Origin of the sequence: Tropicibacter sp. Alg240-R139, assembly GCF_900537075.1 — a bacterium.
Classification (GTDB): domain Bacteria; phylum Pseudomonadota; class Alphaproteobacteria; order Rhodobacterales; family Rhodobacteraceae; genus Falsiruegeria.
Genome location: NZ_UNRA01000004.1, coordinates 1 through 16,311 on the forward strand (window position 1 = coordinate 1; position 16,311 = coordinate 16,311).

Annotated in this window: 16 protein-coding genes; 2 read left to right on the forward strand and 14 right to left on the reverse strand. The window is 57.8% G+C overall.

Annotation, left to right across the window (positions count from 1 at the left end; translation table 11 throughout):
* The 9 genes from G6R15_RS15695 to G6R15_RS15735 all read right to left on the reverse strand — a co-directional run.
* Positions 1 to 414 (reverse strand): thiamine pyrophosphate-binding protein (locus G6R15_RS15695; protein ID WP_164660929.1); only part of this gene is annotated, 414 nt, incomplete at its 3' end.
* A 32-nt stretch (positions 415 to 446) separates the two neighbouring features.
* Positions 447 to 857 carry a universal stress protein gene (locus tag G6R15_RS15700; protein ID WP_164660930.1) on the reverse strand — a complete coding sequence of 137 codons (411 nt, stop codon included), beginning with the start codon at positions 855 to 857 and terminating at the stop codon, positions 447 to 449.
* Between the two features lie 21 nt (positions 858 to 878).
* Entirely contained in the window at positions 879 to 1,859 is a 981-nt protein-coding gene (locus G6R15_RS15705; RefSeq protein WP_164660931.1) for an alcohol dehydrogenase catalytic domain-containing protein, read from the reverse strand.
* On the reverse strand, positions 1,856 to 2,617 hold the full coding sequence (locus G6R15_RS15710; RefSeq protein WP_164660932.1) for an SDR family NAD(P)-dependent oxidoreductase: 762 nt from the start codon (positions 2,615 to 2,617) through the stop codon (positions 1,856 to 1,858). The genes G6R15_RS15705 and G6R15_RS15710 overlap by 4 nt, the downstream gene beginning before the upstream one ends.
* On the reverse strand, positions 2,610 to 3,917 hold the full coding sequence (gene hisD / locus G6R15_RS15715; RefSeq protein ID WP_164660933.1) for a histidinol dehydrogenase: 1,308 nt from the start codon (positions 3,915 to 3,917) through the stop codon (positions 2,610 to 2,612). The genes G6R15_RS15710 and hisD overlap by 8 nt, the downstream gene beginning before the upstream one ends.
* A gap of 12 nt (positions 3,918 to 3,929) precedes the next feature.
* Complete coding sequence (locus tag G6R15_RS15720) at positions 3,930 to 5,258, reverse strand: TRAP transporter large permease (RefSeq protein WP_164660934.1); 1,329 nt, start codon at positions 5,256 to 5,258, stop codon at positions 3,930 to 3,932.
* Between the two features lie 11 nt (positions 5,259 to 5,269).
* A complete protein-coding gene (locus G6R15_RS15725; RefSeq protein ID WP_164660935.1) occupies positions 5,270 to 5,782 on the reverse strand; it encodes a TRAP transporter small permease in 513 nt (170 codons plus the stop codon).
* 113 nt (positions 5,783 to 5,895) lie between these two features.
* Positions 5,896 to 7,041, reverse strand: a complete 1,146-nt coding sequence (locus G6R15_RS15730; RefSeq protein ID WP_164660936.1) for a TRAP transporter substrate-binding protein — start codon at positions 7,039 to 7,041, stop codon at positions 5,896 to 5,898.
* A 23-nt stretch (positions 7,042 to 7,064) separates the two neighbouring features.
* Positions 7,065 to 7,253, reverse strand: a complete 189-nt coding sequence (locus tag G6R15_RS15735) for a hypothetical protein (protein ID WP_164660937.1) — start codon at positions 7,251 to 7,253, stop codon at positions 7,065 to 7,067.
* Between the two features lie 137 nt (positions 7,254 to 7,390).
* Between G6R15_RS15735 and G6R15_RS15740 the strand changes: the two genes are divergently transcribed.
* Entirely contained in the window at positions 7,391 to 8,413 is a 1,023-nt protein-coding gene (locus tag G6R15_RS15740) for a LacI family DNA-binding transcriptional regulator (RefSeq protein WP_164660938.1), read from the forward strand.
* A 189-nt stretch (positions 8,414 to 8,602) separates the two neighbouring features.
* On the opposite strand, the gene G6R15_RS15745 is transcribed toward G6R15_RS15740, so the two are convergent.
* The 5 genes from G6R15_RS15745 to G6R15_RS15765 form a co-directional block, all read right to left on the reverse strand.
* A complete protein-coding gene (locus G6R15_RS15745) occupies positions 8,603 to 9,928 on the reverse strand; it encodes an MFS transporter (protein WP_164660939.1) in 1,326 nt (441 codons plus the stop codon).
* Positions 9,929 to 9,931: 3 nt separating this feature from the next.
* Complete coding sequence (locus G6R15_RS15750; protein ID WP_164660940.1) at positions 9,932 to 10,189, reverse strand: metal-sensing transcriptional repressor; 258 nt, start codon at positions 10,187 to 10,189, stop codon at positions 9,932 to 9,934.
* Between the two features lie 108 nt (positions 10,190 to 10,297).
* Entirely contained in the window at positions 10,298 to 10,474 is a 177-nt protein-coding gene (locus G6R15_RS15755; protein ID WP_164660941.1) for a hypothetical protein, read from the reverse strand.
* Positions 10,475 to 10,742: 268 nt separating this feature from the next.
* Positions 10,743 to 13,898, reverse strand: coding sequence for an efflux RND transporter permease subunit (locus G6R15_RS15760; RefSeq protein WP_164660942.1), 3,156 nt, complete (start codon positions 13,896 to 13,898; stop codon positions 10,743 to 10,745).
* Positions 13,899 to 13,901: 3 nt separating this feature from the next.
* The gene (locus G6R15_RS15765; RefSeq protein WP_164660943.1) at positions 13,902 to 15,077 is read right to left on the reverse strand and encodes an efflux RND transporter periplasmic adaptor subunit; all 1,176 of its coding nucleotides are present in this window, start codon (positions 15,075 to 15,077) and stop codon (positions 13,902 to 13,904) included.
* A gap of 252 nt (positions 15,078 to 15,329) precedes the next feature.
* On the opposite strand from G6R15_RS15765, the gene G6R15_RS15770 reads away from it, so the two are divergent.
* Complete coding sequence (locus G6R15_RS15770; protein ID WP_164660944.1) at positions 15,330 to 16,298, forward strand: GlxA family transcriptional regulator; 969 nt, start codon at positions 15,330 to 15,332, stop codon at positions 16,296 to 16,298.
* Positions 16,299 to 16,311 lie beyond the last annotated feature (13 nt).

The window sequence follows — 16,311 nt, forward strand, 5'->3', positions numbered from 1 at the left end:
CTCTTCGACATCTTTTTGCCAATGAAAATGGTAGGTTGGGATGTTGAGCTGCGCCAGAAGCGCCTTGGTATGAACGGCCATTTCAACCTGGCAGGCGACCGGTTCACGCAGCTCTCCGCGGTAGGAAATCAGCATCGGCAGGGGCATGCGATAGTACTGCGTCAGCGTGGCCAGCGTGTTGATGGTGACGCCGATGGCAGTGTTTTGCATGATGATGGCGGGGCGTTTTCCGCCCATCCAGGCCCCGGCGCACAGGCCCATGCCTTCGTCTTCCTTGTTCGAGGGCACATGATGGATCTCGGGCCGCGCGTCGATTTCCTCGATCACCCCGGCCAGTTGTTTGCAGGGAACGGTCGTCACGAACTCGATCCCGTTCGATATCAGATCATCCGTGATCCGGGCGTCAATACTCATGGGGGGGTTGCCTTTGTTTTTGAAGGATAATTTCAGGTACTGCGGTAGACGTGGACGGCGCAGGGTGCATGGCGGACAACACGCGCAGCTGTCGAGCCAAGCAGATAGTCGCTGAACCCTGGACGATGCGATCCGATGACGATGCAGTCGATGTCGTTGGCGACCGCATAGTCGATAATCGAGCGGTAGGTATGGCCTTTGACAATTTCGGCCGTGACACCGTTCAACCCGTCTGTCTTCTCCTTGAGCATTTGAACGGCCCGTTCGAACCCTTCGCGAACGGCGTCCTTGTCCAAAAAGGCAGCGACAGACCCCTGGGGGGCTTCGTGAACATGCAAAGCGATGATCTGACCGTCGGCTGCACGAAGTGCTTGTGCCACCTGCAGTGTGTGCTGTGACAGGCCGTGATCCAAGGCCATGGGAACCAGAATTTTGTCGTACATTAGTGGTCTCCTTTCAGGGCGTCAGTTCCAGGGATCGAGCACGATCTTAGGAGCGGCCACGACCCCTTGTCTCAGATCGCGAAAGGCCTGAGCCCCTTGCGACAGAGGGCGTTCTTCGATCCAGTTCAGATCGCCAAGCTTATCATCAAAGATGGCCAGGGCTGTGTCGCGAAAATCTTGCGCAGTGTAAGTATAGGTGCCGACAAAGGTGATTTCCTGCAAGGTTAGCCTGCGGATGTCCAACCCGTCAGCATCCTCTCCCAGACCCACATGAGCGATGACACCGCCCGGTTCGACCATTGCCGAGGCGATCTCGCGTGTTTTGGCAAAGCCCACGGCGTCAACGACCAAGGCGGCAGGGTGGCGGGTGGTGGTTTCGACGGTCTGTCCACAGTGTTCGCGCAAGAACACTCGGCGGTTGTCATTGGGCTCCAGAATGGTGACATCTTCGACACCCATGGCCTGTAACGCCAGAGCCGCTGCCAGTCCGATAGCGCCGCCGCCAATTACGATAGCGCGACGGTCCATCGAGGGGTGCAATGCCTCAAGCGCCAGACGCGCGGCATGCCAACTCACCGCCAGTGGTTCCGCCAGCGCCGCCTTGTTCAGCGGTACATGGTCCGGCACGGTCACCAGGTTGCTGTCGGGCATCGAGATATATTGGGCAAAGGCCCCTTCGCGCGGTGGCATCGAAATGATCTGCCGCTCAGGGCACAGATTCTCGCGTCCCGCGATGCAAGCTGGGCATGTCCCGCAGGTCACGAGCGGGTTGATTGTCACGCGTCTTCCGCTTTGTGATCCGCCTTCGATTAATCCGGCAGCCTCATGTCCCAGGATCAGCGGCGCAGGGCGACGGGTGTCATGTCCCAGATAGGCATGCATGTCCGAGCCACAGATGCCAACGGCGGACACCCGTACCAGATGTTCACCGACACTTGAAATCGGGCCGGTTGTGTCCCTGTAGACAAGCGTTTCGACGCCTTCGTAAATCAAAGCTTTCATTTCGCTGTGAACCCTCCATCGACCATCAGGGTTTGACCGGTCACATAGGCAGATGCATCAGAGCATAAAAACAGCAGGGGGCCATCCATATCCTCGAGTGTGCCATTGCGCCCGATGCAGGTCTGGGCAGCATTGCGGGCGGCTCGGTCGTCGTCTTGAAAAACAGCTTGGGTCAGTTCCGTCGGAAAGAACCCCGGACCAATCGCGTTGGCCGTGATGCCATGGGGTGACCAAGCTTCCGCCATGGCGCGCGTTAGTTGAGAGATCCCACCTTTGCTGGCCCCATAGGCAATGCCGCTTGGAAAGGCGCGTGTGCTTTGCAGCGAAGCAAAGTTGACGATCCTTCCCCAGCCCTTGGTCTTCATCTCAGGGACAAAAGCCTGACTAAGGAAAAACGGCGCAGACAGGTTCAGGGACAGCGTCATATCCCAGCCCTCAGCCGTGACATCATCAGCCGGTTGGCGAGTGTTAACGCCAGCTGCATGGACCAGAATGTCAGGTGCGCCGAAAGGTGCGCGGATTGCCTGACACAGATCATCCATCTCGTTCTGGTCGGCGACGTCGCCCACTACAAAAGACGCGCGATCCCCGATATCGCGGCAGGCCTGACGCAAGGCGTCCTCGCGTCGGGCGACCGTCACGACATTTGCGCCAGCTGACGCCAGCGTGATTGCCGCGCGACGACCAAGACCCGAACTTGCGCCGGTGATACAGGCGATCTTGCCTTTCAGGCTGAAAAGGTGACTGGGACTAGCCATTTGCGGTCAGGTCAAAAGTTTCATCCGGGAAATACTTGGCAAGACGCACATCGGCGGCACGCGCGTGCCCCTCCATACCTTCAAGGCGCGAAATGCGGGCTGTTGCCTCGGCCACTGCTTTTGACCCTTCGCGGGTGGCACGTTGCCAGGTGACGATCTTCATGTATTTGTGAACTGACAAACCGCCAGTATAGCTGGCGGCCCGTGAGGTGGGCAGCACGTGGTTGGTACCGGTTGCCTTGTCGCCGTAGGACACTGTGGTTTCCTCCCCCAAAAACAGCGAGCCATAGCACGTAAGCTGGTTCAGCCACCAATCCAGGTCATCAGCCTGTACGGTCAGGTGCTCGGGGGCGTATTCGTCAGAGCAGGCGGCCATTTCGTCGCGGTCGGAACACAAGATGACCTCGGCGTAATCGCGCCACGCGGCCGCGGCGTTTTCACGGTTCACTTCGGGCAGATCGGCAATGAGGTCGGGCACTTGGGCGATCACCTCTTCGGCCAGGGCACGGTTATCCGTGATCAGCCAGACGGGAGAGTTGTAACCGTGCTCGGCCTGGCTCACCAGATCAGTGGCGACAATATGAGCATCCGCTGTTGAATCGGCCAGGATCAGGCTGTCAGTGGGGCCTGCGATCATGTCTATTCCGACGCGACCAAACAGGATGCGCTTGGCCTCGGCCACGAACTGATTACCGGGGCCCACAAGTATGTTGGCTTTGGGCAGACCAAACAGGCCGAATGTCATTGCTGCGACGCCCTGCACACCACCCATGGCCATGATCTTGTCCGCGCCGCAGATGTGGGCGGCATAGATGATCGCAGGAGCGACCCCAACGTCAGGGCGGGGGGGCGAGCAGGCGGTGATGTGTTTGCAACCCGCCACTTTAGCTGTGGTCACGGTCATAATCGCGCTAGCGATGTGGCTGTAACGCCCACCGGGCACATAGCAACCCGCAGCATCCACCGGAATTGCTTTTTGACCGGTGATGAACCCTGGAGCGATCTCGGTCTCGACATCGCTGACGGTGCTTTTTTGCAGCTCGGCAAAACGGCGCACGTTGTCATGGGCAAAACGGATGTCCGCCTTGAGCTTTTCGGGAACCAGTGCACAGGCGGCTTCGATCTCGGTCGCGGTCAACAGAACGTTGCCCTCATACTGGTCGAACTTGGCGGCGTATTTCTTTGCTACCGCGTCACCGCCCGCTTCGATCTCGTCCAGGATTTCCTTTACGATCAAGTGGGTTTCAGCGGCGTTCGATTTGGGGGTCAGCGTTGCCTGCTTGAGGTATTCGCGTGTCATTGCAGGGAAATCCTATCTGTAGATATCAGGAAGAAGGCTGGTGGAAATCGCAGGTACATATGCGATCAGAAGTACCACAATCAGCATGGTCAGAACAAAGGGCACAGCGCGCGCCGCGATCTTGAGGATCGATTCACCGGTGATGCCAGAGACCACGAACAGGTTCAGCCCAAGTGGTGGCGTGATGAAACCCACACCCAGGGCAGTGATCATCATGATGCAGAACTGGATCTCGTTCATGCCGATATTGTCTGCCAGCGGCTTTAGGATTGGCGCCAGGATCACGATGTTGGGCGTTGTTTCCATCACACAGCCGGCAGCGATCAGGATGCAGATCATCAGCAGGATCAGAACCATCGGATCATCCGTCAGACTGGTGATCGAAGACACGAACCCTTGCGGCACACCCATGATTGCCAGTGCTTCGGCCAAAGGTGCGGAAAAGGCGATGATGGGCAGAATGACGCCGTTGACCTTTGCCGAACTGACCAGCATGGCCGGGAAATCCGACAGCTTTAGTGTCTTGAGGATGAAGCCCATGAGGATGGTGACAACAACGGCCGTAGCGCCTGCTTCGGTTGGGGTCAGGCGACCCGAGAAGATGCCGTAAAAGATGATGCCAGGCACGATGAACGCATACCAACCGGATTTCAGCGATTTCACCAGATTGGCGGTCCATTCAGCCATGCTCAGGTTGCCGCCGCTTTCATAGCTGTACAGGCGGTTGACGATGATGTTGGTGACGAGGATCGAAACCAGGATCGCCAGACCGGGAATGAGCGCCGCCAGAAACAGCGTTGAGGCGGAAATTCCCAGTACAAGACCAATGATGATGTAGGCGATCGAAGGCGGGATCAGGATGCCGGTACAAGCACCGGCCGCGACCAGCGCACAAGCGTAGGGCCGGGGGTAACCGCTTTCGACCAGGCGGTTGATTGTCATCCGGCCCACAGCGGCAGCGCCTGCCGCATCCGAGCCTGAGATCGCGGCGAACATACCGCAGACAAGAACCGTGGCCGAGCCAAAGCCGCCCTTGGTCCAACATGTCAGCGCCTCGGCCACGTCCAGAAACTTGCGGCTGAGACCGGTGCGTACCAGAACGTCGCCGGTCAGGATAAAAAGCGGAACGGCCGTCAGGGCAAAGGCGTCAATGCCAGTGAACAGGCTTTCGCCGACAGCGCTCAGTGGCAGGTCGCCTGACATGACGAGCATGGTGATCGCTGCGGTCCCGATGGCGGCCCAGACGGGCACGGCCATCGCGATAAGACCTACGAACATGAGTACGGGCAGATAAAAATCCCAGCCCAGTTCAACGGAATGATTGAGTTGTTGCCAAAGCATCGTCTATCCCCTCAATCAAACATTTTTTCGCCTTCGAACACGGGAGTGCCGGTTCGAAAGTCGTTGATATCGCGCCACAAAGACTGCAGCAGGCGCCAGGTCATCAGGCCAAAACCCAGTGGAACGGCCATCAAAAACCAAACCATGGATATGCGCAGGCCGTGGCTGACCGAGCCGAACTTGGCCGAAACGTGCACCGTCTCGTAGGACCAGTAGAGCGCCACTAGCGCGACCACGAGCATCACCAAGTCTCCAAAGATGTAGAAAATCGCCTTCAGGCGTGGGCCAAAGTAATGGAGAATCACGTCAATGCGGATGTGAGCCCGGTCCTTGACTGCAGCGGCGGCACCGATCCAGGCCAGATAGATAAAGGAGTAGCGTACGATTTCTTCGCCCCAGATCGAGGAATAGGCAAAGAGTTCGCGACGGATGACCTCGATTGCCATCGTGGCGACCAGCATCACGTAAAATGTCAGGAGCAGCCAGCGCTCTGCGTTACTGTCGATTGTTCGCAGGATATTCATCGTAAATCCTAAACGTTCGACACGCCTTGAGATGCGCCTTGTGGTGACGCTCACAGTTCATGCCATCAAAAGGGGATGCAGGCACCCACAAGGGATGCCTGCGATAGGTCGGATCAAGCGTCGTGCACGAAGTATTTGCCTTGCGTGCTAGCCGCCTCTTCCATCTTGGCAAAATTGTCCATGGACCCGGCAAGTTCTGTCTTGAATTCGTCCCATTCTGGACGCTGATAGCCACCAGCCTCTTTCCATTCGCCCAGTTGATCGTCGCTGAGAGAGTGGAACTGAACGCCAGCTTTGGTCAGCTCTGACATCGCAAAAGCACGGGCCGAGGGCACTTTGGACAAGTTCTGGTGTCCGGTCATCTCCGAACCCCACATCACACCTTCCTGCACGTCCGAGGGCAGCGAATTGAACCATTCCAAGTTGCAGGAATAAACCTGACTGTCGGGCACAGCTTGGGTAAAGGTGACGTGGCTCAAGATATCCTTGAAACCAAATACGTACAGTGCACCAACCGATGGGTCCAACGCATCCGCAACGCCCTGTTTGATCGCCGAAGGGGTTTCACCCCAAGCGACAGGTGTCGGGTTGGCGCCGACCATTCGATAATACTGTTGCAGCATTTTCGAACCCGGAACGCGAAACTTGACGCCCGACATATCGCCCGGCGAGGTGACTTTGTTGCCGCCTTTGCGGACAGCGACAACGCGGGGGTCAATGTTGACGTAGAACAGCGCTTTAAAGCCGTTGGATTCGATCTTGGGTTCAACTTCGGACTTCCAGAAACCCGAGTTCACAAGATTAGTAAAACGCTGGTTCGAACCACATAGGTAAGGCATGTTAATCAAGTCAACGGTCGACGCAAAAGGCGCGAAGTTCGACAGAGAATGCTGCGCGGCCTGGATTGTGCCGCCCTGAACTTTTTGCACCAGCGCGCCGCCAGCCCCCAACTGTCCGCCTGGGGCCAGTTTGACATAGACCTTGCCGTTGGTGGCGTTCTGGATGTTTTCCTTCAGGTCCAGTTGCATGATTGGATAGCTGCGCGATGCACCCAGCACATAAGCGGTGGCAACCGTCATGATATGTTCTGCGCCAGCCTCGCGTTCCTTTTCTTCCTTGGCGGTTTGCGCCGCAGCCTCAGACGACCACAGGACCCCGCCGGCCCCGGCCACAACCGCTGCGGTAAAGCCACCGCTGGCGCTGAGTTTCAGAAAATTCCGACGCTCTGTAGACTTTAACCCGTCCGTCTCGATTGTCATGTTGTCTCCTCCCAATGAATGTATCAGCTGCCGTTGTTCTTTTCGGTCGCGTCAGCTTCTCTTTTTAGAATTGCGACGACGAACAGGATCGCCGCCGCAAACAGAACCAGCATTTCCCCCACGTCGCCAAGGAACGCGCTGTTTGCAAAAGCCCCAAGGGCAACATTTGCGAAAAAGCAGACAAAAACGGCGATCGAAGCAGCAAGAAACATCAAACCCTCCCCGGTATGAATCGGTTCTGTTTAGCTTTGTAAGCGCTTACATGGGAAATGCAAGCGCTTACATTCGAGAATGGTATTTGTCATTTTTTGTGATACACACGAGGCAATAGGCAATTACTGATGGCACAATGGGAAAAAGCCGTACCGCACCAACACTTAACGATGTCGCGAAAGAGGCAGGCGTTTCGACGGCAACCGTGTCGCGGTGCCTGAATTCTCCGGCGCGGGTTGTGGAGGAAACGCGCAAGCGAGTTCTGAGCGCCGTCGACAAGTTGGGATATACGCCCAATATGGCCGCCCGGACCATGGCGGCCAATCGCAGTTACAGCATTGGTGCGATCATCCCGACGATGGACAATGCCATCTTTGCGCGCGGGTTGCAGGCGTTTCAGGATCATCTGCGCGAAAAGGGGTATTCATTGCTGGTGGCCAGTTCAGCCTATCACCCAGACGTCGAAAAGGACCAGATCAGAACATTGGTGGCGCGTGGAGTTGATGGACTTTTGTTGATCGGTCACGCACGTGAGGACGAGATTTACGACTACCTCGAACAGCATCAGGTGCCCGCATTGGTGGCCTGGTCCTATCTGCCAGAGGCGCGGCAACCGTCTGTTGGGTTCAACAATCGGGGCGCAATGTGCGATCTGGCCCGTAGTGTATTGGCGGCGGGGCACCGTCGGATCGGGTTAATTTCTGGTGTGACCCAAGGCAATGACCGCGCGCTCAGCCGTGTTGACGGGGCGCGGGATGCTTTGGCAGAGGCTGGAATGGAACCTCAGGCGTTGACCGTTATCGAAACGCCTTATGGGATCGACAATGGTGCCCAGGCTTTTGCAGAACTGATGCGGCGCGAGCCACGGCCAACGGCCGTTATGTGTGGCAACGATGTCCTGGCAGTCGGGGCATTGCGCGAGGCGACGCGTGTGGGCATTTCGGTTCCGGGTGAGATCTCGATCACAGGATTCGATGATATCGAATTGGCTGACATCATCACCCCATCGTTGACAACGGTTCATGTTCCCCATCGGGAAATGGGCCAAAAGGCGGCATCCGAGCTGATCGACATGGTCGAGGGGCGGTCGGCTGGCCGATCCACATGCATTCGCACCCACATCGTTTCGCGAGCCTCTTTGGCTTTCTCCAAAACGTAAGGCATTGCGCCTCAATTCGGACGTGCTCCCGCCCGTCGTCGATGTTTCTTACGAAACATTTCCTCCCGTTGGGCCGGGCGCCGCGTTGCGCGCGGCGCGGTACCGCGTGCAGCAGGTGGTAACGAAGCAGTCGAGGGCGGGAGAACATCGATGGCCGCGTTAACGCCCAGCTTTCGAACTTTCACTCAATCAACGATAGGTTTGGTGATGGCCGGGCCAATGGCGATGCAAGTCGTCGATCACGTAAGGGTGGCTGTGCCCGCCTTTCAGATGGGGATGATCGGGTAGCAGTTCAGGATGGGAATGCGCAATGACATCCGGATCGCGGCCGGGCCATACCACCAGCGCGAGACCCAGAGAAGCAAAGCCACCAACACCCAGAACCATCAACGTGACTGTTGCGCCATATGCGGACATCAACCAGCCGGACAAAGGATATGCAATCAGCCAACAGGCATGGCTGAGGGTGAACTGCGCAGCGAAGAGAGCGGGTCGATCTTCGGGCTGCGAGGAGCGTCGCAGCAATCGCCCAGAGGGGGTCATGACGGCCGAAAATCCGACGCCGATCAGGAGCCAGACCAGCAAAACCGCGGGCAAGGACAGGCCCAACAGATGCGACCAAGCCGCCAGAACCAGCGCGGTGACTGACATCAACGCGGCCCCAAAGGTCATAACAGATCGGTCAGACAAGGCCCGCAACACTCGCGGTAACAGGAGTGCAACCAGCATCGAGCCTGCTCCAAAGCTCCCCAGGGCGAGGGCCACGGCGGTTTCGCTCAGGTTAAGATCAGAGCGGACGATCACCACGGTGTTGACCAGAACCATGGCCCCCACCAACGACACAGTCATGCAAAAGGCCAGAAAGCCGCGCAGGCGGGGTGTCGCCAGATAGATGCGCATCCCGCGCGTCGTCCGATCCCAAACGCCACGCCGTTTGCTGGGTTTGGGCGAGGGCAGGGCGATGGTCACGATCAGCAGGGCCGAGGCCACAAATCCAACCGATGTGCCGACAAACAGCGTGTCGAAGGCCACGAGACTCAAAAGTGCAGCGGCGAGCATCGGGCTGAGCAGGTTTTCCAGATCATAAGCCAATCGCGATAGCGACAGAGCGTTGGTGTAATCGTCTTCATCCGGCAGCAGGTCCGGGATTGTCGCCTGAAACGTCGGGGTGAATCCGGCCGAAGCCGCCTGCAATAGAAAGATCAGAACATAGATTTGCCAGACCTCGGTGACAAAGGGCAGGCAAAGCGCGACAACCGCCCGGACGATATCGAGCGCCACCAAAAGTGTACGTCGGTTCATCTGTCCGGCAAAGGCTGCTGCGATTGGGGCAAGGGTCACATAGGCGATCATCTTGATCGTCAAAGCCGTGCCCAGAACCAGGCTTGCTTGATCTCCTGCGAGATCGAAGGCCAGAAGCCCAAGCGCCACGGTAGCCAGCCCTGTGCCCAGCAAGGCAACCACCTGGGCCAGGAACATGTGGCGATAGCCGCGGTGTTTAAGAACGCTTAGCATGGATCACAGATACCGGGTGATTTCCTTGAAGTCGGCCGTGCTTTTAGCACTGGCTTTGTCCAGGCAGTGGTCGACATGATCGTGGATCAGGGCGCGTTTTGCATTGGTGATCGCCTTTTCCACAGCATGCAATTGCTGTGCGATGTCCGTGCAGGGGCGTTCATCTTCGATCATGGCGATAACACTGTCCAAATGGCCACGGGCCCGTTTTAGTCGCGCCGAGATCTTGGGGTGAGAGCTGTGTAGATGGGGTTTGTCCATGAAAAGAATTTATCCCCCTAGGGGGGATGCGTCAAGCATTTGGGTCAGCATCAACTTTGCAAAGCGAGCGCGCGACGCATGATCACAAATGAGGGGTGAACATCACTGTCATGGGTGCCATGCCTGATCAGTGGAAAACTCCAACTGTTCAAAGGTGTCGTGATCTTCCGTCATGTCGAACTGGGTCTCTGGCTCCAATACCAACAGTCTCAAATTACGTGCCCGTGCGGCTGCAAGCTGGATCAGAGGTTTGGTCAGTCCCTGTCTTCCTTCGATTTCGCTCACTGAAAGCTAACCCAAGTAAAGATATTCCCGTTTGGAGCGGAGAGAAACACGCGCGGTTGGAAGCTGGATCAGCCGGGCTCTATGTGTGGCCAAAGCTGAGGCTGGTCGGATCAAGAACCAGCCAGATTGTGGGATCATCGGAGCTAATTCTACAGCGTCGCCCAGATCATTGTGCAAGACCATGTTAGAAGTCACCAATGTTTCCCTGCAAACGACACAGTCCAAAAGAAACAGCCCCACCGGGAAAGGGCAGGGCTGTTTGATCAAGTTATTCGGCAGGGGTCGCCGTGTCACTGGGCGGTTCGGGATCGCTGCCGCCGCGGTCCCCCTTCACCCATTCCCGCGCACTTTGCATCACTGCATATAGCACGGGCACCACGATGACGCCCACGACCGTGGCTGCGAGCATGCCACCAAAGACGGCCACACCGATGGCCTTTTGGCTGGCGGCACCAGCGCCGCTGGCCGCAAGCAAAGGCACAACCCCCAGCAGGAACGACAAGGCCGTCATCATCACCGCGCGGAAACGTTGATGCGCGGCCTCGGCTGCCGCCTCGCGGACGCTAAGGCCCGCTGCGCGCTGTTCCATCGCGAACTCGACAATCAGAATGCCGTTTTTGGCCGCCATCCCAATCAGCATGATCATCCCGATCTGGGTATAGAGGTTGATGTCGCTGCCAACCACTGCCACAGCGGCCACCGCCCCGAACATGGCCACGATCACAGACAGCAAGATCGAAATCGGCATGGTCCAGCTTTCGTATTGCGCCACCAGAAACAGATAGCCAAAGAGTACCGCCATAAGCAGGATGACCTGCACCAAGCCCGCCGAATCCAGCTGCTGTTGCGCCGTGCCAGTCCATTCATAGGCATAGCCCGGAGGTAGAGCGGTTTGCGAGGTCTCGGTCATCACCCGGATTGCGTCGCCGGTCGACAGCCCCTCGGCGGGAACGGCCGTAACAGTGGCCGAACGGAACAGGTTGTGCCGTTTCAGCAGAACCGGACCAAGCACGTTTTCCACATCGATCAGAGTGCCAAGCGGCACCATTTCGTCTTTTGTAGAACGCACATATAGGTTGCCGATGCTTTCCACTTTGTTCCGATATGAACCATCGGCCTGGATCATCACGCGATAAACCCGGCCGAACAGGTTGAAGTCGTTGACGTAATATGACCCCAAATGGGCCTGCATGGTCTGGAACACTTCGGCCACGGACACCTGTAGCGTCTTGGCTTTTTCGCGATCCAGATCCACAAACAGCTGCGGAACGTTGGCCCGGAACGTGGTATAGGCCTGCGCGATCTCTTCGCTTTGGTTGGCCGCGTATACAAACGACCCCACCGCGGCGGCCAAATCCTGAGCCGTGCCACCGGCGGTTTGCTGCACTTCCATCTCAACACCCGCGGACATGCCTAGCCCAGAGATGGGCGGCGGGTTGAATGCCACGATCGAGGCCGCAGCCTCGCCATAAGCCACGCCCAACACTTGATCCAGAATGCCATTGGCGCTCAGCTCGTCGGTCTGACGTTCATCCCAATTGTCGAGGTTGACGATGATCATGGCGCCATTTGTGGTCAGCCCGTTAAGCAACGAGAATCCGTTCACCAGAACGGTATTGGCGACGCCGGGGATATCACGCAATTGCTCGTTGACGCGGGCGGTGACCTCTTCGGTTCGCCCCAACGTGGCCGCGTCGGGCAGCTGGATGTCGACAAAAAGATAGCCGTTGTCTTCGAGCGGAATGAACCCTTTGGAGGTGTTGTTGAACAGAACCCCGGTGCCCAAGGCAAACGCGGCGATGATGGCCAGGCCGATCACAGGTAACCGCAGCAGACGGCGTACGATTCCGACATATCCGCTGCGCATCCCCCCGATAAACCCTTCGAACACGGCCAGCACCCCCGTGGGCGGTCCAGACCGCGCCTTCAGCACCAGCGCGCACATGGCAGGTGACAGGGTAAGCGCGTTGATCGACGAGATCACGACAGCGGTCGAGATGGTGACGGCAAACTGCGAATAGAGCCGCCCAGTAATGCCCGGCATAAAGGTGACGGGCACAAACACCGCCAGCAAAACCAGCGTGGTGGCGATCACTGGCCCGGTGATCTGCCCCATGGCCTTGCGCGTCGCCTCGGCAGGGGGCAGCCCCTCTTCGGCGATGATACGTTCGACGTTTTCCACCACAACGATGGCGTCATCCACCACGATACCAATGGCCAGAACCAGCGCAAACAACGAGATGGTGTTCAGCGACATGCCAAAGGCCAGCAGGAAGGCAAAAGTACCGATTAGCGAAACCGGGATAGCCACCGCTGGGATCAACGTCGCCCGGAACGAGCCCAGAAAGATGAACACGACAGAGATCACCAGCGCAAAAGTCAGCATCAAGGTCGAAACCACATCTTTCAGAGATTGTTCGACGAAGTTGGTCGAATTGAACGGGACTTCGTATACCACATCATCGGGGAAGGTGCGGGACAGGCGTTCCAGTTCTGAAGTAACACGTTCGGAAACGGCCAACGCGTTGGCGCCGGGGGCTTGGTAGATGCCCAGAACGGTGGCGGGTTGGCCCTCGTAATAGCCGGAAGCGGAGTAGAATTGAGCACCCAATTCAACTTTGGCGATGTCCCTGATCCGCACGACCGAGCCTGCATCACCTGCTCGGACTACGATATCACTGAATTCCTGTGCAGTCGTCAGGCGACCCTTGGTCTTAATCGTGTATTGAAAGGTCTGATTGCCGGGCACCGGAGGTGCGCCGATTGCACCTGCGGATACTTCTGTGTTCTGTTCGCGGATGGCGTTGATGACGTCACCGGGCGTGATTTTCAGACCGGCCATTTGGTCGGGATCCATCCAGACCCGCATCGCATAGCTCAGGTCGGTCAGAACGTCCGCTTTACCAACACCGGCAACCCGCGCCAGCGCGTCCTTGAGGTTGATCGAGGCATAGTTCGACAGGAATACATCGTCGTAGGTTCCATTGGGCGACGTCAGCGTAACCACCATCAGCATGTTCGTCGACGACTTTTGCGTCACGACGCCTGATGAGGTCACTTCGGTCGGCAGCGATGCCATCGCCTGCGCGACACGGTTCTGCACGTTCACCGACGCGATGTCGGGATCGGTACCCACTTCGAACGTGACGTTGAGCGAGTAAGAACCGTTGTCAGCCGAAGTCGACGTCATGTAGATCATGTCGTCCACACCATTGACCTGCGCCTCGATCGGGGCGGCCACAGCGTTTTCAACGGTTTCTGCGTTGGCGCCGGTGTAGTTGGCGGTCACCCCGACAACTGGCGGCGTGATGTCCGGGAACTGCGCGACCGGAAGGGCGAAATAGCCGATGCCACCCAAAATGGTCAGCACCAGCGAAATCACGAGGGCCGTCTTGGGACGGCGAATGAAAATGGCTGAAAACATCGATCAGTCTCCGATGCTCTCAGCGGCGGTCACCGCGTCCACGGCCACGCCAGGACGCACGCGCTGCAGGCCTTCAACGATCACGCTTTCGCCCGCCTGCAACCCGTCCAGAACGATGATCGCGGTGTCGACCACGTCGCCAGTGGTGATGTAGCGCTGCTCGGCCATCTGTTGGTTGTTGACTACCAACACAAAGTCGCCGCGCTGATCGCGTTGCAATGCGGCTTGGGGCACCAGAACACGAGGCGTAGGCTCTAGCGCCTGGATTTTCACATGAAGGAAAGCTCCGTCCACGATCAGGCGGGCGTCGTTTTCAAACTCGGCCCGGATCATGATCGAACCCGTCAGCGGGTCGATGCGGTTGTCGACAAAGATGATCTTGCCAGCCTCATCCAGCGGGGTGCCGTTCGGCAGTTGCAGGTACACCTCGGGGCTTTTCCCGCTTTCTGCAAGAGACGCGGTGGTTTGGTTCAGTTGTTCGAGCACGGTGATCAATTGCTTTTCATTCAGCGAGAAGGTCACGTAGATCGGGCTTTCACGCACAACGGTCACCAGCGGCGGATTCGACGGCCCGACAATGTCACCGACTGAAGTATCAGTTCGCCCAATGCGGCCCGCAAACGGGGCGTGAATGCTTGTGTAACTGACATCCAGATCAGCTTGCTGGATGGCTGCGTGCGCTGCCTTGACCGAAGCCTCGGCGACCAACTCGTTGGCACGGGCAATATCGCGCTCGGACACCGGAACCGCGTCACGCTTGAGCAGTTCCTCTTTCCGGGCGAGTTCCAGTTTGGCCAGTTCCAACTCGGCCTCGGCGCGGTCTAGGTCAGCTTTGCGCGCGTCAAGCGTGGCATGATACAGATCCGGCTCGATCTCGAACAGCAGCTCACCTTCCTCGACTGAACTGCCGTCTGGCACTTGTTTGCTTTGCAGGAAACCGCTGACGCGCGCCACAATCGAAACTTTGTCGATGGCTTCGCCGCGACCGATAAAAGTTGTCTCATCCGTAATATCCTGGGTGTACGCAGCCGCAACGCTGACTTTGGGGGCTGGGGCGCTCCCTTCATCTTGGGCATGAACCGGGGACGACATAAGACCGAAGGCTGCGGCAACCCCCAAAAGGGCCGAACGCACCGCGTGGCTTTTGGGGGAACGGAAGTGTTCAGATGTGGCGACCATGCGCAAAGCCTCTCGGAATATGTGATGTGCACAAACAACAGCGCCCATCGGATCCCATCCGACGACCGCTGCGACTCGGCGATTATTTGGATACAGGATGGCTGCAATCCACGAATTTCTCAACCCGAGGTTTTCTACAAGTTTGGCAGGCTCTTCCTTGATCCAAAAATGTTTTTTTCGTTTTCAGGGTCAATTTCGTTGATTAAACTGGTGCCGCTTACATGGGTGTTGGACACGGAGTGCGAGGGCGTTATGCCAGAGTTTCAGACGGCGCGTAATTTTGTCTTCTTCTTGGACGATGGGTTCACCATGCAGGCGTTTTCTTCTGCGGTGGAGGTTTTGCGCCTGGTCCACCACCTGAAGCCCGAGGCGGGGTTCAGCTATAGCGTTGTTGCGATGGGTGATGTGCCGGTTGCTGCATCAAATGGTTTGCAGCTTATTCCGGACGCCAAGATCGACGCCGTGCCATCCCGATCGGTAATCATTGCTGTGTCGGGCGCGCACGCAAATCAGACCAAGGCACCGAATTTTGTTGCGCGTCTCAGGGGATGGGCACGACGCGGGCACCCGGTGTGGGGTGTGTCTTCGGGCGTGGTGCGATTGGTGCAGGCAGGGCTGCTTGACGGTCGCCGCGTCGCGTCGCACTGGGAAGACGTGCAGTATCTGCGCGAGGCCCACGATCAGGTGCAGGTCAGCGCTTCATTGTTTGTGAGTGACGGTCAAGTTGCCACCTGCGCCGGAGGCGGGGCAGCCGCGGACATGATGCTGTGGGTCATTGCACGCGATCTGGGGCCGCAAGTGGCGGATGACATCGCTGCCCGGCTGGTGATCGACGCGGTCCGGGACGGGCGGACCTCGCAACGGCGCGTGTCGGACATGCGGTTCGAAACAGCCAATGGTCCGGTCTATGCCGCGCTTGGTGTGATGCGGGCAAATCTGTTCACGCCGCTGTCTATCGCCGAGGTTGCTGAAACCCAAGGTATCTCGCAACGACAGCTTGAGCGGTTGTTCTTGCAAGAGTTCAACCAAACACCGTCAAATGTGTACACGGAACTCAGGCTCGAAGATGCGCGGCTGGACGTTTTGTCCGGGCGCCGGAGCTTGAGTGAGATCGCAATGGACTATGGGTATTCCCCGGCAACATTTGCGCGCAACTATCACAAGACATTCGGAGTTCTGCCCTCGGATGATCGCCGTGGACGTGAGAACCTCATGTCGTGAGGGGCACGGGTTC